Annotated in this window: 21 protein-coding genes and 3 pseudogenes; 13 read left to right on the top strand and 11 right to left on the bottom strand. The window is 35.0% G+C overall.

Annotated elements, in window-relative coordinates:
* The first annotated feature begins 6 nt into the window (after nt 1-6).
* Nucleotides 7-117: a transposase gene (locus tag AYJ55_RS35790; protein WP_245677292.1), complete on the top strand. Its 111-nt coding sequence runs from the start codon at nt 7-9 to the stop codon at nt 115-117.
* A gap of 680 nt (nt 118-797) precedes the next feature.
* Here the strand turns inward: AYJ55_RS35790 and AYJ55_RS08900 are convergent.
* Nucleotides 798-1511: a TonB family protein gene (locus tag AYJ55_RS08900; RefSeq protein ID WP_063655701.1), complete on the bottom strand. Its 714-nt coding sequence runs from the start codon at nt 1509-1511 to the stop codon at nt 798-800.
* Nucleotides 1512-1947: 436 nt separating this feature from the next.
* Here AYJ55_RS08900 and cls point away from each other — a divergent pair, with 436 nt between their 5' ends.
* On the top strand, nt 1948-3408 hold the full coding sequence (gene cls, locus AYJ55_RS08895) for a cardiolipin synthase (RefSeq protein ID WP_063656273.1): 1461 nt from the start codon (nt 1948-1950) through the stop codon (nt 3406-3408).
* A 492-nt stretch (nt 3409-3900) separates the two neighbouring features.
* On the opposite strand, the gene AYJ55_RS08890 is transcribed toward cls, so the two are convergent.
* The gene (locus AYJ55_RS08890; protein WP_063655698.1) at nt 3901-4545 is read right to left on the bottom strand and encodes a YchE family NAAT transporter; all 645 of its coding nucleotides are present in this window, start codon (nt 4543-4545) and stop codon (nt 3901-3903) included.
* 504 nt (nt 4546-5049) lie between these two features.
* On the opposite strand from AYJ55_RS08890, the gene adhE reads away from it, so the two are divergent.
* The 6 genes and pseudogenes from adhE (at nt 5050) to AYJ55_RS08855 (ending at nt 11618) form a co-directional block, all read left to right on the top strand.
* Entirely contained in the window at nt 5050-7716 is a 2667-nt protein-coding gene (adhE, locus tag AYJ55_RS08885) for a bifunctional acetaldehyde-CoA/alcohol dehydrogenase (RefSeq protein ID WP_063655695.1), read from the top strand.
* A gap of 190 nt (nt 7717-7906) precedes the next feature.
* Nucleotides 7907-8272: an IS630 transposase-related protein gene (locus tag AYJ55_RS08880; RefSeq protein WP_063653415.1), complete on the top strand. Its 366-nt coding sequence runs from the start codon at nt 7907-7909 to the stop codon at nt 8270-8272.
* Nucleotides 8269-8730: an IS630 family transposase gene (locus tag AYJ55_RS08875; RefSeq protein ID WP_063654041.1), complete on the top strand. Its 462-nt coding sequence runs from the start codon at nt 8269-8271 to the stop codon at nt 8728-8730. Before AYJ55_RS08880 ends, AYJ55_RS08875 begins: the two co-directional genes overlap by 4 nt.
* Before the next feature lie 93 nt (nt 8731-8823).
* Nucleotides 8824-9263, top strand: a pseudogene (locus AYJ55_RS32890) (transposase); the annotation flags it as partial.
* 85 nt (nt 9264-9348) lie between these two features.
* A complete protein-coding gene (locus AYJ55_RS08865) occupies nt 9349-10248 on the top strand; it encodes a transposase family protein (RefSeq protein WP_063653812.1) in 900 nt (299 codons plus the stop codon).
* A gap of 204 nt (nt 10249-10452) precedes the next feature.
* A protein-coding gene (locus tag AYJ55_RS08855) for an IS3 family transposase (RefSeq protein WP_162505424.1) occupies nt 10453-11618 on the top strand; the annotation gives its coding sequence in 2 pieces (ribosomal slippage) (nt 10453-10708 and nt 10708-11618; 1167 coding nt in all).
* Here the strand turns inward: AYJ55_RS08855 and AYJ55_RS08850 are convergent.
* Nucleotides 11534-12226: a transposase family protein gene (locus AYJ55_RS08850; RefSeq protein ID WP_063655686.1), complete on the bottom strand. Its 693-nt coding sequence runs from the start codon at nt 12224-12226 to the stop codon at nt 11534-11536. The two genes, AYJ55_RS08855 and AYJ55_RS08850, sit on opposite strands and share 85 nt — an antisense overlap.
* A gap of 47 nt (nt 12227-12273) precedes the next feature.
* Between AYJ55_RS08850 and AYJ55_RS08845 the strand changes: the two genes are divergently transcribed.
* A complete protein-coding gene (locus AYJ55_RS08845; protein ID WP_063655683.1) occupies nt 12274-13173 on the top strand; it encodes a transposase family protein in 900 nt (299 codons plus the stop codon).
* On the opposite strand, the gene AYJ55_RS08840 is transcribed toward AYJ55_RS08845, so the two are convergent.
* A complete protein-coding gene (locus tag AYJ55_RS08840; protein WP_063655680.1) occupies nt 13160-13438 on the bottom strand; it encodes a hypothetical protein in 279 nt (92 codons plus the stop codon). The genes AYJ55_RS08845 and AYJ55_RS08840 overlap by 14 nt on opposite strands.
* A gap of 41 nt (nt 13439-13479) precedes the next feature.
* On the opposite strand from AYJ55_RS08840, the pseudogene AYJ55_RS08835 reads away from it, so the two are divergent.
* Nucleotides 13480-13884, top strand: a pseudogene (locus AYJ55_RS08835) (transposase); the annotation flags it as partial.
* 49 nt (nt 13885-13933) lie between these two features.
* Here AYJ55_RS08835 and AYJ55_RS08830 read toward each other — a convergent pair.
* Entirely contained in the window at nt 13934-14563 is a 630-nt protein-coding gene (locus tag AYJ55_RS08830) for a thymidine kinase (RefSeq protein ID WP_063655674.1), read from the bottom strand.
* Nucleotides 14564-15180: 617 nt separating this feature from the next.
* Between AYJ55_RS08830 and AYJ55_RS08825 the strand changes: the two genes are divergently transcribed.
* The gene (locus AYJ55_RS08825; RefSeq protein ID WP_063655671.1) at nt 15181-15594 is read left to right on the top strand and encodes an H-NS family histone-like protein; all 414 of its coding nucleotides are present in this window, start codon (nt 15181-15183) and stop codon (nt 15592-15594) included.
* Nucleotides 15595-16444: 850 nt separating this feature from the next.
* Here AYJ55_RS08825 and galU read toward each other — a convergent pair.
* Both galU and rssB read right to left on the bottom strand, forming a co-directional pair.
* A complete protein-coding gene (gene galU / locus AYJ55_RS08820) occupies nt 16445-17353 on the bottom strand; it encodes a UTP--glucose-1-phosphate uridylyltransferase GalU (protein ID WP_063655662.1) in 909 nt (302 codons plus the stop codon).
* Between the two features lie 155 nt (nt 17354-17508).
* Nucleotides 17509-18525: a two-component system response regulator RssB gene (gene rssB, locus AYJ55_RS08815; protein ID WP_063655659.1), complete on the bottom strand. Its 1017-nt coding sequence runs from the start codon at nt 18523-18525 to the stop codon at nt 17509-17511.
* A 701-nt stretch (nt 18526-19226) separates the two neighbouring features.
* Between rssB and purU the strand changes: the two genes are divergently transcribed.
* Nucleotides 19227-20069 (top strand): formyltetrahydrofolate deformylase, encoded by an 843-nt coding sequence (gene purU / locus AYJ55_RS08810; protein WP_063655656.1) that lies wholly within the window; start codon nt 19227-19229, stop codon nt 20067-20069.
* Nucleotides 20070-20511: 442 nt separating this feature from the next.
* Here purU and AYJ55_RS08805 read toward each other — a convergent pair whose 3' ends face one another.
* The 3 genes and pseudogenes from AYJ55_RS08805 to AYJ55_RS08795 form a co-directional block, all read right to left on the bottom strand.
* Nucleotides 20512-20715: a hypothetical protein gene (locus AYJ55_RS08805; RefSeq protein ID WP_063655653.1), complete on the bottom strand. Its 204-nt coding sequence runs from the start codon at nt 20713-20715 to the stop codon at nt 20512-20514.
* A gap of 126 nt (nt 20716-20841) precedes the next feature.
* A pseudogene (locus AYJ55_RS08800) lies at nt 20842-21783 on the bottom strand (transposase).
* A gap of 50 nt (nt 21784-21833) precedes the next feature.
* Nucleotides 21834-22412 (bottom strand): LysR family transcriptional regulator, encoded by a 579-nt coding sequence (locus AYJ55_RS08795; protein ID WP_063655622.1) that lies wholly within the window; start codon nt 22410-22412, stop codon nt 21834-21836.
* A 447-nt stretch (nt 22413-22859) separates the two neighbouring features.
* On the opposite strand from AYJ55_RS08795, the gene xthA reads away from it, so the two are divergent.
* Entirely contained in the window at nt 22860-23669 is an 810-nt protein-coding gene (gene xthA / locus AYJ55_RS08790) for an exodeoxyribonuclease III (RefSeq protein WP_063655620.1), read from the top strand.
* Between the two features lie 54 nt (nt 23670-23723).
* Here xthA and AYJ55_RS08785 read toward each other — a convergent pair whose 3' ends face one another.
* Complete coding sequence (locus tag AYJ55_RS08785; RefSeq protein WP_063655618.1) at nt 23724-25637, bottom strand: DNA topoisomerase III; 1914 nt, start codon at nt 25635-25637, stop codon at nt 23724-23726.
* Nucleotides 25638-25693 lie beyond the last annotated feature (56 nt).

Here is a 25693-nt window from a genome sequence, read left to right as displayed (position 1 = left end):
TTGCCTGTGTATTCACCAGATTTAAATCCTATAGAACATAAATGGTCTCAAGCTAAACGTAAAAAGATGGAAACAGGATGCACTATCGATGACCTGTTTTTAATACATATGCTGTAATCAAAATTAAGTCGCCTAGCTATATATATTATGCTGAATTAAACTTAAAAATAGAGCGTTTTTTTATTGGTGCGAAACTCGTGAAGATAAAAAACCCGCTAAAAAAGTCACCTGGCGAAACATGTATCAACACGTCTTTAAAGTCGATCCACTTGCTTGTCTCTTATGTGGGAAAAAATTACTTTTCGCAGGAATGAATTTTGGATTGAATCGTAAATAACTTATGGCACGTCACCATGATCTGGCTTGTTTGCGGTGGCGATAAAAACTCATGATAGGGTAGATCTATCCTTTTGTTCAAAATTGATTGATAATTAATCGTTTTTTAACCATCTATTCCGTTCCTTATCTCAACTTTCAACATAATTTTGACAAAATTTAGAAGAAAATAAAAAGGATTTCATCATGACGCAGGTTAATGACTAACCATTTCGGGTATTAATTTCTTATACATCAAGAAAGTTGCCAGTGAGCCAGTAGGCCAGTAGGCCAGTAGGCCAGTAGGCCAACGCTATCGAGCCACTGAAGCCATTTTCACTTATGTTGCTATTCTCCCCGTTATTTACCTGAAGAAAAACGTCATTACCAATTATTTAACTCCGATAACGTATCCCCCGACTAATCTATTTTTAAAGGCCAATTTACCTTGGCCTTTAAGCAAGCTTTATGACTAAAGCAATTTAAGAAAGATTAATTGAACCATCGATTTTAAACAGGAATGTCTTTTTTAATCCCTTAGTTGGAATTTTTTCATAATACCAACGATTCATAGCGCGCTTAACTTCACGTTCGAACAAACCTCTAGGTGATGAATCAACTACTTCTAAGTTAACGACTCTACCATTTTCATCAATATCATATAGAACATTAACATAACCTTCTTTACCGAGTTTACGAGCGCGATCAGGGTAATCTGGATGTTGAATTCTTAATGCTCTGGGGCCATCTATAGCAATTGATGAGGAAGCTATTTGGTTAGTCTGCTGATTGTTATTAACACCAACATGATCATCGCTTGCTAATTTGCTCACGACATTAGCTTGTGGTTGATTTGACTGTTCGATAATAGCTTTTTTAATATGATTTTCTACTAACTGCTTAGATTTAGAATTTTGTTTAACTATCGACTTTTTTGGCGTGACCTTTTTTTTCACAGGCAACGCCAGTTTGGCTTCAACATCAGGCTCTATTTTAGGCGCGATTTCCGTTACTAACTCATTAACATTTACCGACTGGCTAATACCACTAGGTGCAGCTAAAGCGACCATGGTTACTGACATAGATTCAGCTGAGGAAGCTGATAATGTAGGCTGTAATAAAAACCAAGATACCGCTAACGAAGCATGAAGAAATAATGATAAGACAATAAACGATGCCGAACGGATCCAACGCATGAGAAAATTCTTTCTTAAAATAAGCTCTATTTTAAATGCAAATAGTAATCATATTCAATAAGGATAGCCTGCTAAGATTAAAAAAGTATCTTGTTGACGATAAAATTAGGTAATGATCTAGTTTTTCATTAACGATATCAACATGGTAAGCTATAAAAACAAACCAATTATTAACATGTTTGATTCATTTAAAGTAACCAGGCTTAGCATTTGAAGTGTATAATAATAAGTGACTATTTGATCTGACAAATTAACATATCATGGATATAGCAAAAAAATATAAAAATAATTAAAATATTCATAAAATACATTAAATTACTTTCACTTAAGCTAAAAATCGTACTTTTCATATTCATAACAAATTTTATTTTGCTATAGTGAATAACCAGATAATCGATAATATCGAACCAACTCTAAGATAGGAACATCTTTGCCTATGGCAACCCTCTATATACTATTAAACTGGGCTGTGCTTTTTCTGTACTGGCTAATGATTGCCACGGTTACTATACGCATTTTATTAAAACGCCGTCCAGTGACTTCTGCCCTAACCTGGCTATTGATTATTTACATCATCCCACTAGTTGGCGTTATTGCTTATCTGGCTTTTGGTGAGTTACACCTTGGCAAGCGACGAGTAATTAAAGCAAAGAATATGTGGCCTTCAGTTGAAACCTGGCTTGAAAAACTCAAACAATCTAAACATATTTTTTGCAAAAGCAACAGCCGAGTGGCAGAACCTTTATTTGAACTCTGCGAAAAAAGACAAGGAATTGGCGGCGTTAAAGGAAATAAAATTCAACTTTTAACCAATTATCAAGACGCTTTAAATACCATTATACGCGATATTAATTCAGCATATTACAATATCGAAATGGTATTTTATATTTGGCAAGACGGAGGGTTAGTTGATGAGGTTACCGAAGCTCTGATTAATGCAGCAAAACGTGGTGTAAAATGCCGAATTATGATTGATTCTGCCGGTAGTTGGTCTTTTTTTCACAGCCATCAACCAAAAAAAATGCGTGAAGCCGGAATAGAACTAATAGAATCACTAAAAGTAAATTTGTTCCGCTTTTTTCTACGACGAATGGATCTGCGCCAACATAGAAAAATAATTATTATTGATAATTATATTTCCTATGTTGGTAGTATGAATATGGTTGATCCTCGCTTTTTTAAGCAAAATGCCGGTGTGGGACAATGGATAGATATTGTTGTTCGGATGGAAGGACCAGTCTCAACAACCCTTGGCATTGTTTATGCGTTTGATTGGGAAATGGAAACCGGTCAACGCATTCTTCCTCCTCCTCCAGACACCAATATTATGCCGTTTGAACAAGCTAGTGGACATACAACTCAAGTCATTGCTTCAGGGCCCGGCTTTCCGGAAGAATTAATCCAGCAATCTTTAACGACCGCAATTTTTTCTGCACGCAAACAGCTGATCCTTACCACACCCTACTTTGTTCCCAGTGATGATCTAATCCATGCTATTTGCACTGCAGCGATGCGGGGTGTTGAAGTATTAATGGTCATTCCTAATCGGAATAATTCTTTTTTAGTTCGTTGGGCAAGCAGGGCATTTTACTCTGAATTATTAGAAGCAGGCATTAAGATCTATCAGTTCAATGATGGGCTTTTGCATACTAAAAGCCTATCTGTTGATGGTGAATTAAGCTTAATTGGGTCTGTTAATCTAGACATGAGAAGCCTTTGGCTTAATTTTGAAATTACTGTTATTATTGATGATAAAAGCTTTGGTAGCGATCTAATATTAGTTCAATATGATTACATTGCTCGCTCTACACCTTTGATGCAGAAGAATTGGAATAAACGTCCATTATGGAACCGTGTTATCGAACGTATTTGCTATTTTTTTAGTCCATTATTGTAATATTTTTATAAAATTATCAGCCACAAAAAATTATTTTTGTTAAATTTAAGCCAATACTAATAAATCAACCAATAACATTTATTTCCCATAATTGTCAGATAATGATATTCATACTATACACCTTAGTTATAAAAATAAGGCTAATCTTTATAAATTAGGATGCACACAGTTAATAGCCAAATTAATCCATTGAGCAAATTGCCACCACTATAACTTACATCTATGTATTATAATCAAGCGGATTAGCTAGCAGGAAAAATTTCAATTTTAAATCACCCTATTAGACCATAAATAAAAATGGATATTGCTATTGCGGTCTTAGTAAAAAAGTGTTTTACCTATAGAAATTAGTTTTATAATGGATTAATAATTCATAAAACTTACAATTATTAGATAAATAAATTTATTAATATAGGTTTTATGACAATATCAATATCCAAAAATTTTATGAATAAATTATAAATATCACTGAGTTATGATGTTATTGCTCGTTTAAAGTAATCCGGGGAAAACAGATTTAGTCCCTGTAATGATAAACTCAATTCCAAGTGACATTAATAATAATCCCATAATACGAATAATAACATAAATTCCCGTTTGACCTAAATACTTAACTAGAATTGTTGCTGAGCGAAAAAGTAACCAACAACACAAAGCAAAAAAGATACACGTTAGCGATAGACCAACTAAATTTTGCCATCCTAACCAACGAGAAGACCAGACAATACATGAACTAATTGCTCCAGGCCCTGCCATTAATGGTAAAGCTAAAGGAACAACACCAATACTATCACGAATGGCAGTTTCTGATTTTTCTTGTTTATTCTGCTTATCTTCACCTATTCGACCACTAATCATAGACATAGCAATGGCTGCAATAACTATTCCGCCAGCAATACGAAAAGAATCAATAGAGATACCAAGTAATTTTAAAAAAACCTCTCCCACCAATAACGAACTACATAAAATAATTGCCACAGAAAAATTAGCCACTAAATTAGTACGGTTTCTTTCTGCCACAGATTGATAATGAGTCATACTAATAAATACAGGCAAAATTCCTATCGGATTAACTAACGCAAAAAGAACTAAAAAAAACTTAATATAATGAGGAAGATCCAGTAAAGTACCAACCACAATTGAGTCCCTCAATCAAATATTAACGCTTAGCTAAAAATTAATTATTCATAACAAATAAATGTTTAGCCTAGCAGGAAAAACACTTTATCTTAGCGTAGCATACTTATCTAGCTAAAATTCAAAAACTAATTCCAATAATAACAAAATAAGTTTCTAAATTAGATGCCATACAAAATTTTGCTAATTTAATTCTTCAATATTTACTTCTATTGCTAATTGAAATTATTCTTATATAACTTAATTACTGAATTGATTCAGTATGCACTTTTTTTGATAAAGATCACTTTAGCGCTATTTATAAATGGTAAGCTATATATCTATTGAGTTCTCATAAATATAATGAGCGTTTTTGCTTATTTTTATAATGTGAATTTTTTAAGTCAATTAGCTTACTAAAAACTAATCAGCACTTATATAATATGACACCTCATATTTAATTATATTGCTCCTAATCTAGGCTAATTGACTAAAAAAATTTAACATTTATTAGGAGTAATCTTTATGTCTGTAACTAATGTTACTGAACTCAATGAACTTGTCGTGCGTGTTAAAAAAGCACAACAACAATTTGCAAATTTTACCCAGGATCAAGTTGATAAAATTTTTCGTGCTGCTGCTCTTGCTGCTGCTGACTCTCGCATTCCTTTAGCAAAATTAGCAGTTGAAGAATCTGGCATGGGAATTATAGAAGATAAAGTGATTAAAAATCATTTTGCTTCGGAATATATTTATAATGCTTATAAAGATGAGAAAACTTGTGGCGTTCTGTCCGAAGATCTTACTTTTGGTACTATGACCATCGCTGAACCTATTGGCTTAATTTGTGGTATTGTTCCAACAACTAATCCTACATCAACAGCCATTTTTAAATCTTTAATCAGTCTAAAAACGCGTAACGGGATTATTTTTTCCCCTCACCCTCGCGCTAAAAATGCCACTAACAACGCCGCCAAAATTGTATTACAAGCCGCTGTTGTTGCTGGTGCGCCAAAAGATATCATTGGCTGGATAGATGAACCCTCGGTCGAACTTTCAAATGCATTAATGCACCACCCTGATGTTAATCTTATCTTAGCAACCGGTGGACCTGGTATGGTGAAAGCAGCTTATAGCTCAGGAAAACCTGCCATCGGTGTAGGTGCAGGTAATACACCTGTCGTTATTGACAGTTCTGCCGACATTAAACGTGCAGTTGCTTCAATTTTAATGTCAAAAACTTTTGATAATGGTGTTATTTGCGCGTCAGAGCAATCAGTTATCATTGTGGACGAAATTTACAATCAAGTGCGCGAACGTTTTGTCACTCATGGTGGTTACTTATTAAAAGGTAAAGAGCTTAAAGCGGTACAAAACATTATTTTAAAAAATGGTAATTTAAATGCGGCTATTGTTGGTCAACCTGCGGCAAAAATTGCTGAACTAGCCGGCATAAAAGTGCCGTTAAACTCTAAAATTTTAATCGGAGAAGTAAAAGCCACAGATGAGAGCGAACCTTTTGCCCATGAAAAACTCTCACCATTACTTGCCATGTACCATAGTAAAGATTTTGCTGATGCCGTTGGAAAAGCAGAAAAATTGGTTGAGATGGGGGGTATTGGGCATACTTCATGTCTTTATACTGATCAAGACAATCAAACTGAGCAAGTTAATTATTTCGGCGAGAAAATGAAAACCGCACGTATCTTAATTAATACTCCAGCATCTCAGGGTGGGATTGGTGATCTTTATAATTTCAAATTAGCTCCTTCATTAACATTAGGATGCGGCTCCTGGGGTGGAAATTCTATCTCTGAAAACGTGGGTCCTAAGCACCTAATTAATACTAAAACAGTAGCGAAAAGAGCAGAAAATATGTTGTGGCATAAACTTCCTAATTCTATTTATTTTCGTCGTGGTTGCCTACCATTAGCGTTGGAAGAAATTGCTACTGACGGTGCTAAGCGGGCTTTTATTGTTACTGACAGTTACTTATTCAATAATGGTTATGTTGATGAAGTTGTTAATGTATTGAAAACTTTTAACGTTGAAACTGAAGTATTTTTTGAAGTTGAAGCCGATCCTACTCTGAGTATTGTTCGTAAAGGTGCCGCTTTAATGCATACCTTTAAACCAGACGTGATTATCGCTTTAGGCGGTGGTTCTCCTATGGATGCAGCTAAAATCATGTGGGTAATGTATGAACATCCTGAAACCCATTTTGAAGAGCTTGCTCTACGTTTTATGGATATCCGTAAACGTATTCATAAATTCCCTAAAATGGGTGTTAAAGCCAAAATGGTTGCCATCACCACAACATCAGGTACAGGCTCAGAAGTCACGCCATTTGCTGTTGTTACTGATGATGCTACCGGCCAAAAATATCCTTTAGCCGATTATGCAATTACGCCAAATATGGCAATTGTTGATGCCAATCTTGTTATGCATATGCCGAAATCACTTACAGCATTCGGTGGACTAGATGCTATCGTCCATGCATTAGAAGCCTATGTTTCAGTTCTTGCAAGTGAATACTCTGATGGACAAGCTTTACAAGCTTTAACGTTGTTAAAAGAATATTTGCCAACAAGTTATCTGAATGGAGCGCAAGATCCGATTGCCCGCGAACGGGTGCACAATGCAGCAACCATCGCTGGTATTGCTTTCGCTAATGCTTTTTTAGGTGTTTGCCACTCAATGGCCCATAAATTAGGTTCCGAATTTCATATACCCCATGGTTTAGCCAATGCGCTGCTAATTGAAAATGTCATTCGCTATAACGCTAATGACAATCCAACAAAGCAAACCGCATTCAGCCAATATGATCGCCCTCAAGCTCGTCGTCGCTATGGTGAGATTGCCGATCATTTAGGACTAACCTCACCAGGTGATCGTACGGCTAACAAAATGGAAAAACTGCTTAGTTGGTTAGCATCACTTAAAACTATGCTCGGTATCCCCAAATCTATTCGTGAAGCTGGGGTCGCAGAAAAGGATTTCTTAGCTAAAGTAGATAAGTTATCTGAAAATGCGTTTGATGATCAATGTACTGGTGCAAATCCTCGCTTTCCATTGATCGCTGAACTAAAACAAATTATGTTAGATTCATACTATGGTAATAATTTTACTGAAGAGAAAAATATATTTCTGCAAGCAGAGGAAAAAAGTCATCTAGTAAAAGAATCTACTTAATAAACATTTTATTTGTAACCATTTATTTAATAATTAGCACTGAAAATATATTCGGTGCTTTTTTAATCCCAAAATATTTTACCGATCCTTATTTGAAAATAATTTAAAACCAAAATAGTTATTTTACGTAATTAATTTTCATTTAAGAATAATATAGCTAGGCGACTTAATTTTGATTACAAGGTGTGTTATGAGTTATACAATTGATTTTCGACGTAAAGTAATATCTGTAAGGAAAGCCGAAGGTTTAACAATTCGAGAAACTGCGAAACAATTCCGTATTGGAAAAGCGTCTTTAGTACGTTGGCTTAAACGACCAGAGCCAAAAAATTCAACGCCACGTAAGAGGAAGCTCGATAAAAATGCTTTAGCAAAAGATGTGGAACAGTATCCAGATGCTTACCAAAAGGAACGGGCAGAGCGATTCGGTGTTTGTAAAAAGACTATTTGGCAATCCCTTAAAAAGCTGGGATTAACCTATAAAAAAAACTCTATTCCATCCAAAAACCAACGAAAGCGACAGGCTGGCACATCAGCAAAAAAGACAACAGTATGAAAAAAAAAGATAAATCTGTTGTTTTTATTGATGAAAGTGGTTTTTCACATGACACTCCACGAACTCACGGCTATTCCCCAAAAGGTCACCGTTGTTTTGGCCTGAAAAACTGGGGTGCTAAGGGAAGAACAAATGTTATTGGCGCTTTATTGGGAACAACCCTTTTTGCTATCGGATTATTTGATTGCAATATTAACCGTGATGTTTTTTATGTTTGGATCACAAAAATATTGCTCCCAGAACTTCCTGAAAATTCTGTTATTTTTATGGACAACGCTAGCTTTCACAAAGGTAAGAATATTGAACAGGCAATTATAAACGCAGGACACCAGATAGAATATTTGCCTGTGTATTCACCAGATTTAAATCCTATAGAACATAAATGGTCTCAAGCTAAACGTAAAAAGATGGAAACAGGATGCACTATCGATGACCTGTTTTTAATACATATGCTGTAATCAAAATTAAGTCGCCTAGCTATAACCTAATATAGGAGTAGTGTTCAAAAATCTGTGTCATATCTTAAACTCAAAAAAAAAGAGGTATGACATATGAGAAATCAATCATTTAATTTTGATGAAACGTTGAAGCAATTACAATCAGGTAAAAATTTACTCGGTACGGATGGAATACTCACACCACTCATAAAACAGCTGACCGAAGCTGCCCTGCAGGCAGAAATAGAACACTACCCTATCGACAAGGTCAATCGATACGCGTAAAAATGGCTATACTCGAAAAACGGTTAAATCGACATCAGGTCAATTTGAACTGAAAACGCCCAGAGACAGGTCAGGTGCTTTTGAGCCTCAGCTCATTTAAGAAAAATCAGACAAAATTATCAGAGGATATTGATAACAAAATCCTATCGTTATTTGCATTAGGCGTGAGTTATCGTGATATTCAAAAACATGTTGCAGAATTATATGGACTGGAAATATCAGATGGAGCTATTACGCATATTACTGACAAATTACTCCCTGAATTAAAAAAAATAGTTGCTGAATAGAGACTTGCATTTTTTGTCACGCTATAGACAATAAAAAGAGGTTTAACTTAGAAAATAACGGTTTGAAATGATCAACAAAGAGCGGTTGTTACGAGATAATCGTTTATGTAAAGCAATCATTGGATTATCAGTCGAAGAATTGAAAAATTTAGCCGCTGAATTTTCAGCTTGTTATTTGATTTATCGGAAAAAGAATCGAAAAGATCACGAGCGGCAGATGGGTGCAGGGCAGAAAGGATTTATCCCAACCCCATTAGATAAACTGCTTTTTATTTTATTGTATTTAAAATGTTATCCGACTTATGATTTGCAAGGACTTCTTTTTGGTTTAGATAGAACACGGGTATGTCGCTGGGTAAAAATATTATTGCCGGTTTTAGAGATGACCTTGGGGCGAGAATGTGTTTTGCCCGCTCGTCAAATTCGCTCTGCTGAGGAATTTTTTCGCGCCTTTCCTGGAGTTAAAGACGTCTTTATTGATGGGACAGAGCGACCTGTCCAAAAGCCTAAGAATCTGCGTCGGCGAAAAAAAATGTATTCGGGAAAGAAAAGACAGACCACTCGAAAAGGGCTTATTATGACTGACGAAACGAGGAAAATTGGATTTATCCCCATGATCAAAAATGGGCGCCGTCACGATAAACGCTTACTCGATAAAGTCGATATAATTCGCCATATTCCCCCTGAGGTAACCATCTGGGCCGATACCGGTTTTCAAGGTATAGATAAACAGCATCCTAATACACAAATCCCAAAAAAAGGAACTCGAAAAAGACCTTTATCGCCTGAACAAAAACAAGAAAATAAAATAATCTCGGGCATCCGTATTACGGTTGAACACGCCATCGCGGGTATCAAGCGCCTCGGTTGTATGACCCAAATTTTACGGAATCGTAGACCCTTTATTGATGATACCTTTTTACTCCTTAGTGCCGGTCTTTGGAATTTCCATCTCAGAACAGCCTAAAATTTACTTCAATCACCGAAAATACCCTTATTTCACTATTAAGCAACACGCTTAAAGCCTGGCAACGCCCTCTGGAGGCGCTCTATTCTTTTATCTGGCTCGATGCCATTCATTACAAGTAAAACATGATGTGTAGTGGCATACTAAATTTGGCCACCTAAGTTGAGGTGATATGCTTACCTCATAATTTTTATAGGTGCCGAAATGAGTAAAATAATTACTGCTGAATTTAAATGTGAAACCGCCAAATTAGTCCTTGACCAAAATTACACCTACCAGGAAGCCGCGAAAGGCATGAACGTCAGTCTTTCAGCGATTAGCCGGTGGGTAAGAGCCCTTCGTTTAGAACGTCAAGGGAAAACATCGCCTGGTCTGCCATTAACACCTGAACAAATTGAGTTCAGAGAAATGAAGGAAAAAATCCACCGGCTGGAAATGGAGAATGACATCTTAAAAAAGGCTACTGCGCTCTTAATGTCCGACTCACTGAAAAATTTTCGGTAGTTGAAAAGCTAAGAGTGCTTTATCCGGTGAAAACTTTGTGTCGTATTTTTAATGTTCACCGAAGCAGTTATCGCTATTGGTGTCAGCCTAAGGAGCCAGATATTGAGCGGACGATAAAACGTAGCCTAGTCAGCGAAGCGTGGAACGTTAGTGGCGGCTCTGCTGGCGCAAGGACTATCGCCACGATGGTTACCAATACACACAACGTGAAACTTGGGCGGTGGTTAGCGGGTAAGTTGATGAAAGAATTAATCATCGTCAGTTGCCAAGAGCGAAAACATAAATACAACCGCGGTGGAAATGAACGTATTGATATTCCAAATCTGCTCAATAGGCAGTTCGCTGTTACAAAGCCTGACCAGGTTTGGTGCGGCGATGTAACCTATATTTGGACAGGCTCACGATGGGCCTATCTGGCTGTGGTATTGGATTTGTTTGCCCGAAAACCGGTGGGCTGGGCAATGTCATTTGCACCAGACTCAGAATTAACCGCCAAAGCACTACAAATGGCTTGGGAACTACGTGGGCATCCGAAACAGGTGATGTTCCATAGTGATCAGGGAAGTCATTATACCAGTCGTCAGTATAGGCAGGCATTGTGGCGTTATCAGATGACCCAAAGTATCAGTCGCAGAGGGAATTGTTGGGATAATAGTCCGATGGAACGATTCTTCCGTAGTCTGAAGACCGAATGGGTGCCAACGACTGGCTACCAAAGCTTTAGTACTGCTCAGTCAGCCATTATTCGCTACATAACCCACTACTATAGCGATATAAGACCTCACTGGTATAACGGTGGATTAACGCCAAACGAATCAGAGCGACTGTTCCGTGAACAGTCAGGTAGGGTGGCCAATTTTAGTTGACCACTACATTCAACCGTAATACGGATGCCCGAGATTATTTTATTTTCTTGTTTTTGTTCAGGCGATAAAGGTCTTTTTCGAGTTCCTTTTTTTGGGATTTGTGTATTAGGATGCTGTTTATCTATACCTTGAAAACCGGTATCGGCCCAGATGGTTACCTCAGGGGGAATATGGCGAATTATATCGACTTTATCGAGTAAGCGTTTATCGTGACGGCGCCCATTTTTGATCATGGGGATAAATCCAATTTTCCTCGTTTCGTCAGTCATAATAAGCCCTTTTCGAGTGGTCTGTCTTTTCTTTCCCGAGTACATTTTTTTTCGCCGACGCAGATTCTTAGGCTTTTGGACAGGTCGCTCTGTCCCATCAATAAAGACGTCTTTAACTCCAGGAAAGGCGCGAAAAAATTCCTCAGCAGAGCGAATTTGACGAGCGGGCAAAACACATTCGCGGCCCAAGGTCATCTCTAAAACCGGCAATAATATTTTTACCCAGCGACATACCCGTGTTCTATCTAAACCAAAAAGAAGTCCTTGCAAATCATAGGTCGGATAACATTTTAAATACAATAAAATAGTTGCTGAATAGAGACTTGCATTTTTTGTCACGCTATAGACAATAAAAAGAGGTTTAACTTAGAAAATAACGGTTTGAAATGATCAACAAAGAGCGGTTGTTACGAGATAATCGTTTATGTAAAGCAATCATTGGATTATCAGTCGAAGAATTGAAAAATTTAGCCGCTGAATTTTCAGCTTGTTATTTGATTTATCGGAAAAAGAATCGAAAAGATCACGAGCGGCAGATGGGTGCAGGGCAGAAAGGATTTATCCCAACCCCATTAGATAAACTGCTTTTTATTTTATTGTATTTAAAATGTTATCCGACCTATGATTTGCAAGGACTTCTTTTTGGTTTAGATAGAACACGGGTATGTCGCTGGGTAAAAATATTATTGCCGGTTTTAGAGATGACCTTGGGGCGAGAATGTGTTTTGCCCGCTCGTCAAATTCGCTCTGCTGAGGAATTTTTTCGCGCCTTTCCTGGAGTTAAAGACGTCTTTATTGATGGGACAGAGCGACCTGTCCAAAAGCCTAAGAATCTGCGTCGGCGAAAAAAAATGTATTCGGGAAAGAAAAGACAGACCACTCGAAAAGGGCTTATTATGACTGGCGAAACGAGGAAAATTGGATTTATCCCCATGATCAAAAATGGGCGCCGTCACGATAAACGCTTACTCGATAAAGTCGATATAATTCGCCATATTCCCCCTGAGGTAACCATCTGGGCCGATACCGGTTTTCAAGGTATAGATAAACAGCATCCTAATACACAAATCCCAAAAAAAGGAACTCGAAAAAGACCTTTATCGCCTGAACAAAAACAAGAAAATAAAATAATCTCGGGCATCCGTATTACGGTTGAACACGCCATCGCGGGTATCAAGCGCCTCGGTTGTATGACCCAAATTTTACGGAATCGTAGACCCTTTATTGATGATACCTTTTTACTCCTTAGTGCCGGTCTTTGGAATTTCCATCTCAGAACAGCCTAAAATTTACTTCAATCACCGAAAATACCCTTATTTCACTATTAAGCAACACGCTTAATAAAATAAAAAGCAGTTTATCTAATGGGTTTGGGATAAATCCTTTCTGCCCTGCACCCATCTGCCGCTCGTGATCTTTTCGATTCTTTTTCCGATAAATCAAATAACAAGCTGAAAATTCAGCGGCTAAATTTTTCAATTCTTCGACTGATAATCCAATGATTGCTTTACATAAACGATTATCTCGTAACAACCGCTCTTTGTTGATCATTTCAAACCGTTATTTTCTAAGTTAAACCTCTTTTTATTGTCTATAGCGTGACAAAAAATACAAGTCTCTATTCAGCAACTATTTTTAAAGCGGCTGCTGAGCTTGTCCTTGATGAACTGGAAACGAAATGGGGTGAAAAATACCCGATAGTGCTAGAATCCTGGCGAAGTAAATGGGAGTTGCTCAGTGCTTATTTTCGATACCCTAAAGCCATTAGAAAACCCATTTATACGACCAATGCAGTAGAGGCGGTTCATCGGCAGTTTAGGAAATTAACTAAAACCAAAGGGGCTTTTCCTAATGAAAACAGCTTATTAAAATTACTTTATATTGGCATCAATCAGGTATCCAACAAATGGACTATGCCGATTAGTAACTGGGCGTTGACCATTGCTCAATTGTCCATCTATTTTAAAGGGCGCCTAGATGGTATAATCAAAATATAAAATCCCCTGACACAGAATTATGAACACCCTCAATATGGGGAGTTAAAAATTATTTAAATGGAACAACGGAAAAAGGTTTTTCACCCGCCTCAATACATTTTGTGTGATTAATTGCATCCATATAATGTCTACGACAAACTGAGATATATTTTTCATTGCCACCAATTTCAATCTGTTCTCCCTGATAGACAGCAAGCCCATTATCATCTAATCGCAAAACCCTACTTGCTTTACGACCACAATAACAAATGGTTTTTAGTTCAATAAGTTTATCTGCCCAAGCTAACAGATAGTGACTACCAATAAATAACTCACCACGAAAATCTGTCCTTAATCCATAACACAAAACCGGTATGTTGGCATAATCAACAATTTCACAAAGCTGACTAACTTGCTCTTTAGTTAAAAACTGACACTCATCAACAAGCACACAATGAATTTTTTGACAGCTATTTTTTTCTTTTATTAATCTCCCCATATCTGTCTGTTGCGAAAATAAAATTGCATCTGCAACTAAACCAATTCTGGAGGTTACTTTACCTTGAACAAATCGGGTATCAATCTCAGCGGTGAAAATAAGCGTATTCATTCCCCGTTCATTATAATTATATGAAGACTGAAGTAGTGAAGTTGATTTACCTGCATTCATTGCTGAATAATAGAAATAAAGCTGAGCCATTAGCCCTTTCCTCTTACCTATTTAGACAAACATTTTGAAAGTTTACCACATACATTATCAAACATTATTTTTCATTTCATTTGATTATAAATATTGATAACTAACAAAACAGATTTTTTAGTAATGTTTATAGTCATGAAAAAGTTAGTATGTTTAAATGTCATCCTCTACAAACAACATCTTTATTTTAACAAGGTATGTGATAAGAAAAGATTATTAATAGCTAACATTCATCAAAAAACTTAGATACCTAGTAGTGATAACTCAACAAAAGCTTAATAAGCAAACTCTTTTACACATATTAAGTTAAAATTTAATTTATGTTACATACCATAAAGTTGAATAATAATAAAAAACATCATCTTTACATCTGAATGAAATTCAAATATAAAAGCAGTTCTATCATTTTCGTATAGATTTTTAAGTATCCAGGGTATCTAATATAAGATATATAATATTTTTACAGTGAAAGCTTATATTGCTTTTGCAAAGAAGTTTAAGTTTAAAAAAACAATAAATTTAACCTTATTTTGTAACTTCACTATTGCAGAAAATAAAATAGCAATCTATTATTAATAGACATCAGCCAACATTCATTTTAATTCGAGACCAGGAAAATGAGCGATTCATTGAAATATTTTAAATCATTAAATAACATTCGTACCTTACGTGCGATAGCAAGAGAAATGCCGTTAGAATCATTGCAAGAAATACATGATAAATTTAATACCGTTGTAGATGAACGTCGCGAAGATGAAAATCAAGCGAGAGCACAATTAGAAGCTCATAGTCAAAAAATTGCAAAATATATTAAATTACTGGAAGGGGAAGGACTCAGTCTAGATGATCTAGTTACTGCAAAAACACCTTCAAAAACATCTAACCGTACTAAGCGCGCAGCAAGACCGGCTAAATTTCAATATAAAGATGAAAATGGCGAGATCAAAACTTGGACCGGTCAAGGTCGCACACCAGCTGTCATCAAAAAAGCACTAGCGAAGGGTAAAAATATGGATGATTTTTTAATCTAAATGTCCTTTCTTACTTTAAAAATGCCCTTTATATAAAGGGTATTTTTATTGCGCATATCATTAACATTTATTACACAATAAATAACCAACCTTAATAAGGTCTAATATATATCAAAGCGTAAAACTCTGCTCGCTAAGATAAATACTAAATACATTTACATGCCAGGCACTTTTCACTAATAACTAACCATACCTTTTCCTATAATAAAGAAGCCGACATAAAAATGTACAACTTCTATTAATATAAATATTTTGTTATCAGCGATACACCATGTAATGTAAATTTTTGTTGTCTAAACATTTCAAATTATTCCTTCAAGAAATAGTATCGTTGTTTTTTATTGCCATAAAGTCATGCATTCAATGTTCATTATTAAACTTCTCTCTATTTTATTTTGTTAGAGAGGTTGTTAAATTTCATTCTATTCATTATGAAAAAATTTACTATAGAAATAATAAACAGATTACTTTATAAACAAAAAAATAAACGGCTAATCTGATACAAGCTAAATCAATTAAATATAATTACTATACTTTTTTATCATAATTATGATCAGTGTTAACGTAAATATTATTGATAGAAACTCGCGCGTCAACACAAGAATTTTTAGCTAGCAACTAAAATGATATACGATCAGCAAAATCAAATTATTATTATTTGAAATAGTTTGTAATATCTCCATTTAAACAACATCCTTGCCTACTTATATAATTAATAAATCTCATTTTAATTTTATGCATAAATAGAACTTGTTAAAATAAATTTGTAATAACAAATAGGCAGTATTGTATAAAAATACAATGCAGGTTTTTTTATTGATTTGAATCAAATTTATCGACAATTAGCAATCTAAGATATTTTTTTTACCCACGCGGAAAATTCATCACCTAAAAAGTCATGCTGCATACCATATTCAACAAATGCTTTCATATAACCCAATTTATTGCCGCAATCATGGCTTTTACCTTGTAAATGATAGGCTTCAACAGGTTCTCCTTCTATTAACATTTCAATCGCGTCAGTTAACTGAATTTCATCACCTGCCCCCATTGGTGTTTTATCTAATAAAGGCCAAATTTTTTCTGACAATACATAACGCCCCACGATAGATAAATTAGATGGCGCCAGTTCAATTTTAGGTTTTTCAACAACACCTTTAATAATTTTGCTTTCATCGGCTTTTAATCCATAACTGTCACAATCTACAACACCATAATTGGATACAGACTCCTTTGGTACCGACTCAACAAGAATTTGGCTGACTGATGTTTCATGATAACGCTTCAGCATCGCGGTTAAATTATACTGTTTCAAATCCGAAGAATATTGATCAATAATTACATCCGGTAAAACTACAGCAAAAGGCTCCTCTCCTACCAATGGTTTTGCACATAAAATGGCATGTCCAAGCCCTTTTGCGATACCTTGTCTCGTTTGCATAATTGTGACATGACTTGGGCATATGGATTGTACATCATTTAATAATTGCCGTTTAACGCGCTTTTCCAAAATTGCTTCTAATTCAAAACTGGTATCAAAATGGTTTTCTATTGAGTTCTTTGAAGAGTGAGTGACTAATATAATTTCATGAATACCAGCAGATATACATTCATTTACTACATACTGAATAAGTGGTTTATCCGCTAAAGGTAACATTTCTTTAGGGATCGCTTTGGTTGCCGGCAACATGCGAGTCCCTAATCCCGCGACAGGAATAACAGCTTTGCTAACTTTTTTTTCCGCTTTTTTTAATTTCATTTTTTCTACCGAGTTACCTAAATACAATATACTAATGGAATATGACAGATAGATTTTCAACAACTTTTGTGGCGAGTATAGCAGTAAAATGTACCAAATAAATAGCAAACTAGAGAAAATTGACCTAAGTTAACAATCCTGTAAAAAGTAAATAATTATAATATTTCTACCAATGAATTAAACATTAAAGTCATTCGATGTTTATGATTCCATATTTTACATTGCCAATCTATTCCTTTTTCTATTATTTGCTGATAAGCAATTGATTGTAAGCTACCCAATGGTGCACTTGATGACAATTCGACTTCTTTATTCTCAGTTTTTAATTTTACATTAAGTCCTGCTGAAGCTAATGCAATTGTTTTACTTTCAGTATGAAAATAACCTAATAAAATTGGAAATTGTCCTTTAATACCTAAATCCATTAATAAAGTATTTATTTGCTCAAGCATTTCACTAATATTAAATAATTTGTTTGATTGACTATTAAGATAGGTTTGCAATAATTCATTAAATGCAACTCTAAGTAATAATGCAGCCATAACGCCATCACCCGAAGAATACTCAATATCAAGGCAATAAAAACCTATTTGTTTATCAGAAAGTTCTGCTAAATCAAATAATAATCCAATTTTATTAATATCTTTTAGTTGCCGATAATTAATTTTATAATTTGCCAATGTTTGATTTACTTTGGGCTGCAGCTCAAGTAAAACTGGCAAAATATCATGCTTTTCGTGCTGTATCATTTGCTGAATATGAGAAAGCTCAACAGATAAACGAGTGGTTGTTTCTACAATATCTGGATACAAATTACGGATGATCGTCTCTCTAACATCATCAAAATCAACAATCGGTTTTAATAACGCATCTTTTACTCCAAGTCGAAGCATTCTATCCAAATCACTAATTCTATTTGTTCCTGAAATAACAATAACTGGAATTTCACACTTCATTTCCACCAGTTTCTGCATTAAAGTCTCACCACTCATCACAGGCATGCTTAAATCACATAAAATCAAATCAAGATGCTCAACAGCATTAATAATATCTAACGCCTCCTGCCCATTGCTGGCTGTATAAGTAATCACATCAAATGATTTAAGGTAATTTCTCAATACGGAGCGAAAAACCACCTCATCTTCTACAATTAATATTTTCTTCCCTTTCATATGCCAGCCTTACATAAAATGCCATTGACGATATTATCTTTTTAGAAAATAATACTTATGATAGAACAAATATTTTACGGATTTACACTTAAATTTATATATTTTTTTGTATTGAAATATATAATTATTTTTCATTTATTGGAATCAATTGGTTACTTTTATACAGTTATTGTAATTAGAAATTACTTTCTTAATTTTGTTCCTTTTTTCTTTAATCAAAATAATTCCTATTGTAAATCAAAATTATCTTATGTTTTTTCATCCTGAATCTAACAACTAAAAAACTATTTATTACTTTATTATCAATATCTAAAATTCAAATCAGCAAACAAAAGTAGATAAATGATCAATAGCACTGGATGATTCAGTCACTATTGAGTAACATTATTTACCCAATTAAAAAGCGAATATAAAGATAAAAATGAACCTTTGTAAAAGTTTTCAGATAAATTAATCATAAATAACTCATATTTATCTATTATAGCGCTTGTTTGCTTTTAATTAATCAATATTCCAAATGATAAAAATGTGATTTACAATAATAAAAAGATATTTTTTTAAATAATTTTAATGAAATTTTGAAAAAAACATTGCCATAACAGTCCTAAAACGTCAGAATTACTACGATTTTATCGTAACAAGATTAAAATTTCCTATTTTGCGATATTTGTAACAAAAAAATTTGAAGGAAAATACCATTCATGCAACAAGACACAAAAAAAATTCTTCGCACCATCTGCCCTGATGCAAAAGGGTTAATCGCTAAAATCACAAATATTTGTTATAAACATCAATTAAATATTATTCAAAATAATGAATTTGTTGACCACCAGACGAACTGTTTTTTCATGCGTACTGAACTTGAAGGTATTTTCAACGATAATACATTATTAGCTGATCTCAACGATGCTTTACCATCAGGGTCTAAACGGGAATTAAGCACAGCAAATCAACGACGCATTGTTATTATGGTAACCAAAGAAGCACACTGCTTAGGTGATCTATTAATGAAAAGCGCCTATGATGGTCTTGATGTGGAAATTGCTGCTGTAATTGGTAATCACGAGACATTAAGATCACTAGTTGAACAATTTAATATCCCATTTCATTACATTAGCCATGAAAATTTAACGCGAGAACAACATGATCATCTATTAAAAGAACAAATTGACCATTATGATCCTGATTATGTAGTTTTAGCAAAATATATGCGCGTACTTACGCCTAAATTTGTTCAACATTATCCCAATAAAATTATTAATATCCATCACTCTTTTTTGCCAGCTTTTATTGGTGCAAAACCTTATCATCAAGCTTATCAACGTGGTGTCAAAATCATTGGAGCAACGGCGCACTTTGTCAATAATGATCTCGATGAAGGCCCTATTATCACTCAGAATGTGATTAACGTTGATCATAGTTATACTGCTCAGGATATGATGCGAGCAGGTAAAGACGTTGAAAAAAATGTCTTAAGCCACGCTTTATACTGGGTATTAGCACAACGTGTTTTTGTTCATGGCAACCGCACGATTATTCTTTAACCTATCCTCTATTTAATAAAATAGCCTGACTTATTTTAAAGGTAATATTATGCAGAGTGCATAATATTACCTTTAAACAATCATAATTATTTTATTAATTTTAATTTTAATTTTAATTTTAATTTTAATTTTAATTTTAATTTTAATTTTAATTTTAATTTTAATAAAATATTGTATTTAATTATTTTTCATGATAAATGATTATTTGTTATTAACTATATTTAAAAAAACTGATATCGTTATTACATTTAAATTTTACCTAATGAACTAATGAGCAAGGATAATACTTCTGACTAATCGCTTAAATTTCAAACAGATAGGCACTTATAGCAGTTAACGCTTGCTCTGTCTATTCACTAGCAGAAACTTGCAAGTTACAAACCCTGAGGTTACTAGCATCAGATCAACCATAATTTTGCCCAATTAATATTTTACCTATTGATTAATATATTTTTTCAATTACATCAATAAATCGATTCAAAATACTACCATGTGCTTTAGATTTATAAAAATAACAACTATTTGTCATGCTAAGCTCATCTAGCGGTAAAAAAATAATGTCAGGTGTTGATTGACAGGTTTCGGGGAATTTATCGGTTAAACCGATGTAATCACCATTTTGTATTAATCCAATCGTAAAAACCACTGTTTTCCATCCACCTGATATTGATTCTATTTGCCCCTATCGTCGCTTTTGATTCTATATCTCGAATAAATTGACTCTTATATAAGACCGGATCAGAGGGTGTTCATAATTCTGTGTCAGGGGATTTTATATTTTGATTATACCATCTAGGCGCCCTTTAAAATAGATGGACAATTGAGCAATGGTTAACGCCCAGTTACTAATCGGCATAGTCCATTTGTTGGATACCTGATTGATGCCAATATAGAGTAATTTTAATAAGCTGTTTTCATTAGGAAAAGCCCCTTTGGTTTTAGTTAATGTCCTAAACTGCCGATGAACCGCCTCTACTGCATTGGTCGTATAAATGGGTTAGGGTATCGAAAATAAGCACTGAGCAACTCCCATTTACTTCGCCAGGATTCTAGCACTATCGGGTATTTTTCACCCCATTTCGTTTCCAGTTCATCAAGGGCAAACTCAGCAGCCGCTTTAGTATCTGCACGATAAACCGGCTTAAAATCAGCCATAAAAGCTTTTTGGTCTTTACTGGCAATGTAACGTATGTAGTGGCCAATTTTAGTTGACCACTACAATGGCATCGAGCCAGACAAAAGGATAGAGCGCCTCCAGAGGGCGTTGTTGCCTGGCTTTTAATTCAGGGAGTAATTTGTCAGTAATATGCGTAATAGCTCCATCTGATATTTCCAGTCCATATAATTCTGCAACATGTTTTTGAATATCACGATAACTCATGCCTAATGCAAATAACGATAGGATTTTGTTATCAATATCCTCTGATAATTTTGTCTGATTTTTCTTAATGAGCTGAGGCTCAAAAGCACCTGACCTGTCTCTGGGCGTTTTCAGTTCAAATTGACCTGATGTCGATTTAACCGTTTTTCGAGTATAGCCATTTTTACGCGTATCGATTGACGTTGTCGATAGGGAGTGTTCTATTTCTGCCTGCAGGGCAGCTTCGGTCAGCTGTTTTATGAGTGGTGTGAGTATTCCATCCGTACCGAGTAAATTTTTACCTGATTGTAATTGCTTCAACGCTTCATCAAAATTAAATGATTGATTTCTCATATGTCATACCTCTTTTTTTGAGTTTAAGATATGACACAGATTTTTGAACACTACCCCTGATCACATAGCCAAGGAAATTGATTCAATAATTTTAATAGATTCTTTTCAGCATGTTCGTAAAGTTGTTTGCGATAACATATACCAATAGCCTCTTTTTGTGATTTCTTTAACAAAATAAAACGTTCGCTTACAATTTTTTCTGAACTTAAAATTAAAATATTGCCATCATAATCTGATATTTCATTTACTTTATCATAACCAAATTTTAAAACGTTTATTGGTATTTTATTAATACCTGCTGTTTCATAAAGTTTTATTAAATGATGGTTCTTACCCCAGTCATAATAAATATTAACCACATTACGAAATTCATTACCAACATATCTTTTAGTAATTTCTTTTTCCTGCAAATATAAATTTTTTAAATCATTATAAAGCTCTTGCCCTTCCTTTATTAAAGTCATGCCGGATTTTTTCCTTTTAAACAGCGTCTTACCTAATACGGCCTCAAAATCTTTAATTGATTTTGCGACAGGGGGCGCCGTGCGATGCAATATTCTTGCCGCTTTACATAATGAACCTTCTTCAACAACTGCCATAAAAGCTTCTAACTTTCTTGAGAAAAACATAATGATTACTCCACTTCAATCTTAAATAAAATTTAAATATCTATTTAATAATTTATAGCTGACACAGAAATTCAAAAAGAATACCTTTTTACAGCTCTTTAAGATAAAAGCACTTAGGCTAATAATTTAAAAAAAATAATTAAACCTCGCTAATTAATTTCATAAATTGATTTTTAGCAAACGACATCATTACATCTAACTATTATTTTCTGACAAAAAACAAATTTTCATATAGTGTATTTTTAATTATAGTTTATTAATTTGAATTAAATTAATTATTTTTTTAAAGTTATATATTTTTTTAAATCTAATCACGCTAAACAATTTAAATATAAAAAATAACTCATTAATAAATAAAAGAAAATGTTTTATATAATGGGTTACATTTATATATTCAATCTGATAAAATATTTTTATAAATATATTTCAATTAGGTAACCAATTCGAATGAAATTTGTCTCATTTAACATTAATAGCCTAAGAGCACGCATCCACCAACTTGAAGCTATCATCGAAAAACATCAACCTGATGTCATAGGCTTACAAGAGACCAAAGTTGATGATGGTGCATTCCCTTTAGAGCAAGTTAATCAGTTAGGCTATCATATCTGCTACCATGGACAAAAAGCACATTATGGTGTTGCGCTATTTTGCAAACAAAAACCAATCACTATTCAAAAGGGATTTCCTAGCGACGATATTGATGCCCAGCGCCGTATTATTATGGCAGATATTGAAACAGAAAAAGGTACAATTACCATAATAAACGGTTATTTCCCACAAGGTGAATGCCGTGATCACCCAACAAAATTTGCAGCAAAAGCAAAATTTTATCAAGACTTGCAACTTTATCTGCAAAATAATCTTTCTCCTCAATCGCATATAATTCTTATGGGAGATATGAATATTAGCCCAACAGATCATGATATCGGCATCGGTGAAATTAATAAAAAACGTTGGTTAAGTGCGGGCAAATGCTCATTTTTACCTGAAGAACGCGAATGGATGGATAAATTGAAATCCTGGGGATTAATCGATACTTATCGTCAACAAAATCCAGAAATTACTGATCAATTTTCGTGGTTTGATTACCGTTCCAAGGGTTTTGTCGATAACCGAGGTCTGCGAATTGATTTGATCCTAGCCTCTAGTTCGTTGTTTGCCTGCTGTGGTGAAACAGGCATTGATTATGACATTAGAAGTATGGAAAAACCTTCAGATCATGCCCCTATTTGGGCAAAATTTGAGTTAAGTTAAAATCAAATGATAGTACTATTTTACGCTTAGCTATCATTTGATTGCCTTTTTTGACTAGCTCTCTTCTTTCTTTACTGATAACTTTTTCTCCGTTTTCTCTTCGATGACCGATATCGTACGGAATATGGTTAAATCAGTTTGTTGTTTTGCTTGTTGGATTAACATTTTCAATGTATCTGCCAATGGTGACATAAAATCCTGATAACGAAACTGTTTTTCACTGATTTGGGTTAATTTAGACTCCCAGTGAGCAGTCATATCAGGCAATACTGCCACCAGCGGTAAAACTTTATATAAGGCGATGCCTGCTGGCGCAGCATGGATATAACGGCCTTTTTTAACTAAAAATTTACGTTTAAATAATAGTTCTATAATACCCGCTCGGGTCGCTTCTGTACCTAAACCATCCGTTGCTCGCAATACCTTTTTCAGCGCCTTATCTTGCACAAAACGGGCAATACCGGTCATAGCCGACAACAAAGTGGCATCAGTAAAGGGTTTTGGTGGCTGAGTCTGCTTTTCTATTACTTCACCCTGCTCGCAAAATAACTCATCTTTTACCTTTACCTCAGGGAGTGGCATACCATCATTATCCGCATCCCGTTCCTTAGTACTTAAAATTGCCCGCCAACCAGGTTCGACCAAAAAGCGAGCTCTGGCGATAAATTTTCCACCTGCGATCTCCAGTTCAATAACCCGTTTATGAAATTTTGCACTAGCCATAAATTGGATAATATATTGAGCAGCAATCAATGCATAAATTTTGCTTTCGTTTTGATTAAGCTCCACCGCTGTTGCTTTAGCGGTAGGAATAATTGCATGATGTACATCAACTTTTTTATCATCCCAACAGCGATTTTGCTTATCTAATTCAGCCAATTCAAATTGTTTAAGTTCTGGCTGATGTATAGCAATAGCTTTTAATACCCCATGACGATTGGCAAAATGCTCTTGCGGTAAGTAACGACTATCGGAACGAGGATAAGTAATAACTTTATGTTTTTCATATAATTGTTGGCATATGTCAAGAACTTCCTTGGCACTTAAGCCATGTTTTTTAGCGGCTTCAATTTGCAAAGCCGACAAAGAATAAGGTAAGGGCGCAATTTCTGATTCTTGTTTATTTTGATAGGCAACAACCAAGGCCGGTTGCTGCGTAATTCGTGCAGCAACATGCTCGGCTAAGGGGCGATGAATCAGACGCCCTTCTTCATCCTGATAATCAATGCAGGCTTCACTTGGCTGCCAGATAGCGGTAAAACGTTCTTTATTCGGCGTGATTATATGTGCTTTTACTTCAAAAAAATCTTTAGCAACAAAATGTTCAATCTCTTCATCTCTTCTAACCACCAATCCCAATACTGGCGTTTGAACTCGGCCAACAGATAATACCCCTTGATACCCCCCTCTCTGGCCAAGCAAAGTATAAGCCCGCGTCATATTTATGCCATACAACCAATCTGCTCTGGCTCGAGCCAATGCAGAAACACAAAGTGGAATAAAATCTCGATTACTTCTTAACCGTTCTATGGCCTTAACTACCGCTTGAGGATTAAGATCGCTAATTAAACAGCGCTGAACAGACTGCATTTTATCATCGGGTAAGGCTAAAAAATTTAACACTTCATCCACCAGCAATTGCCCTTCGCGATCGGGATCTCCCGCATGCACAACCTCATCGGCCTGAGCTAATAGCGCTTTAATAGTATTAAGTTGCTTAATAACTGCAGCCCGAGGCTTTAATTGCCATTTTTCAGGAATGATCGGTAAATCAGTTAATGACCAACGTGCTAAACGAGGATCGTAAGCTTCAGGTTCAGCTTGCTCCAATAAATGACCAATACACCAAGTCACATATTGCGAATCACCACACACAATAAAACCATCTTGTCGTTTATGTGGCTTTGGTAAAACATCAGCTATAGCACGCGCTAAACTGGGCTTTTCTGCAATAAATAGACGACTCATAGGTTATTCAACTACCTCAATCATCGCTCTGCCAAATTTAGATTGCTCTAATTGAC

It is taken from the genome of Candidatus Arsenophonus triatominarum, from assembly GCF_001640365.1.
Classification (GTDB): domain Bacteria; phylum Pseudomonadota; class Gammaproteobacteria; order Enterobacterales; family Enterobacteriaceae; genus Arsenophonus; species Arsenophonus triatominarum.
Note: the sequence above shows the minus strand (reverse complement) of the source record. Positions and strands in the feature narration are given on the sequence as shown.

Coding starts and splice junctions, on each gene's coding strand:
- cls (WP_063656273.1), top strand. CDS start 1,948: ATGGCAACCCTCTATATACTATTAAACTGGGCTGTGCTTTTTCTGTAC.
- purU (WP_063655656.1), top strand. CDS start 19,227: ATGCAACAAGACACAAAAAAAATTCTTCGCACCATCTGCCCTGATGCA.
- AYJ55_RS08840 (WP_063655680.1), bottom strand. CDS start 13,438: ATGATCAACAAAGAGCGGTTGTTACGAGATAATCGTTTATGTAAAGCA.
- AYJ55_RS08900 (WP_063655701.1), bottom strand. CDS start 1,511: ATGCGTTGGATCCGTTCGGCATCGTTTATTGTCTTATCATTATTTCTT.
- adhE (WP_063655695.1), top strand. CDS start 5,050: ATGTCTGTAACTAATGTTACTGAACTCAATGAACTTGTCGTGCGTGTT.
- AYJ55_RS08865 (WP_063653812.1), top strand. CDS start 9,349: ATGATCAACAAAGAGCGGTTGTTACGAGATAATCGTTTATGTAAAGCA.
- xthA (WP_063655620.1), top strand. CDS start 22,860: ATGAAATTTGTCTCATTTAACATTAATAGCCTAAGAGCACGCATCCAC.
- AYJ55_RS08825 (WP_063655671.1), top strand. CDS start 15,181: ATGAGCGATTCATTGAAATATTTTAAATCATTAAATAACATTCGTACC.
- AYJ55_RS08795 (WP_063655622.1), bottom strand. CDS start 22,412: ATGTTTTTCTCAAGAAAGTTAGAAGCTTTTATGGCAGTTGTTGAAGAA.
- AYJ55_RS08880 (WP_063653415.1), top strand. CDS start 7,907: ATGAGTTATACAATTGATTTTCGACGTAAAGTAATATCTGTAAGGAAA.
- AYJ55_RS08875 (WP_063654041.1), top strand. CDS start 8,269: ATGAAAAAAAAAGATAAATCTGTTGTTTTTATTGATGAAAGTGGTTTT.
- galU (WP_063655662.1), bottom strand. CDS start 17,353: ATGAAATTAAAAAAAGCGGAAAAAAAAGTTAGCAAAGCTGTTATTCCT.
- rssB (WP_063655659.1), bottom strand. CDS start 18,525: ATGAAAGGGAAGAAAATATTAATTGTAGAAGATGAGGTGGTTTTTCGC.
- AYJ55_RS08845 (WP_063655683.1), top strand. CDS start 12,274: ATGATCAACAAAGAGCGGTTGTTACGAGATAATCGTTTATGTAAAGCA.
- AYJ55_RS08785 (WP_063655618.1), bottom strand. CDS start 25,637: ATGAGTCGTCTATTTATTGCAGAAAAGCCCAGTTTAGCGCGTGCTATA.
- AYJ55_RS08830 (WP_063655674.1), bottom strand. CDS start 14,563: ATGGCTCAGCTTTATTTCTATTATTCAGCAATGAATGCAGGTAAATCA.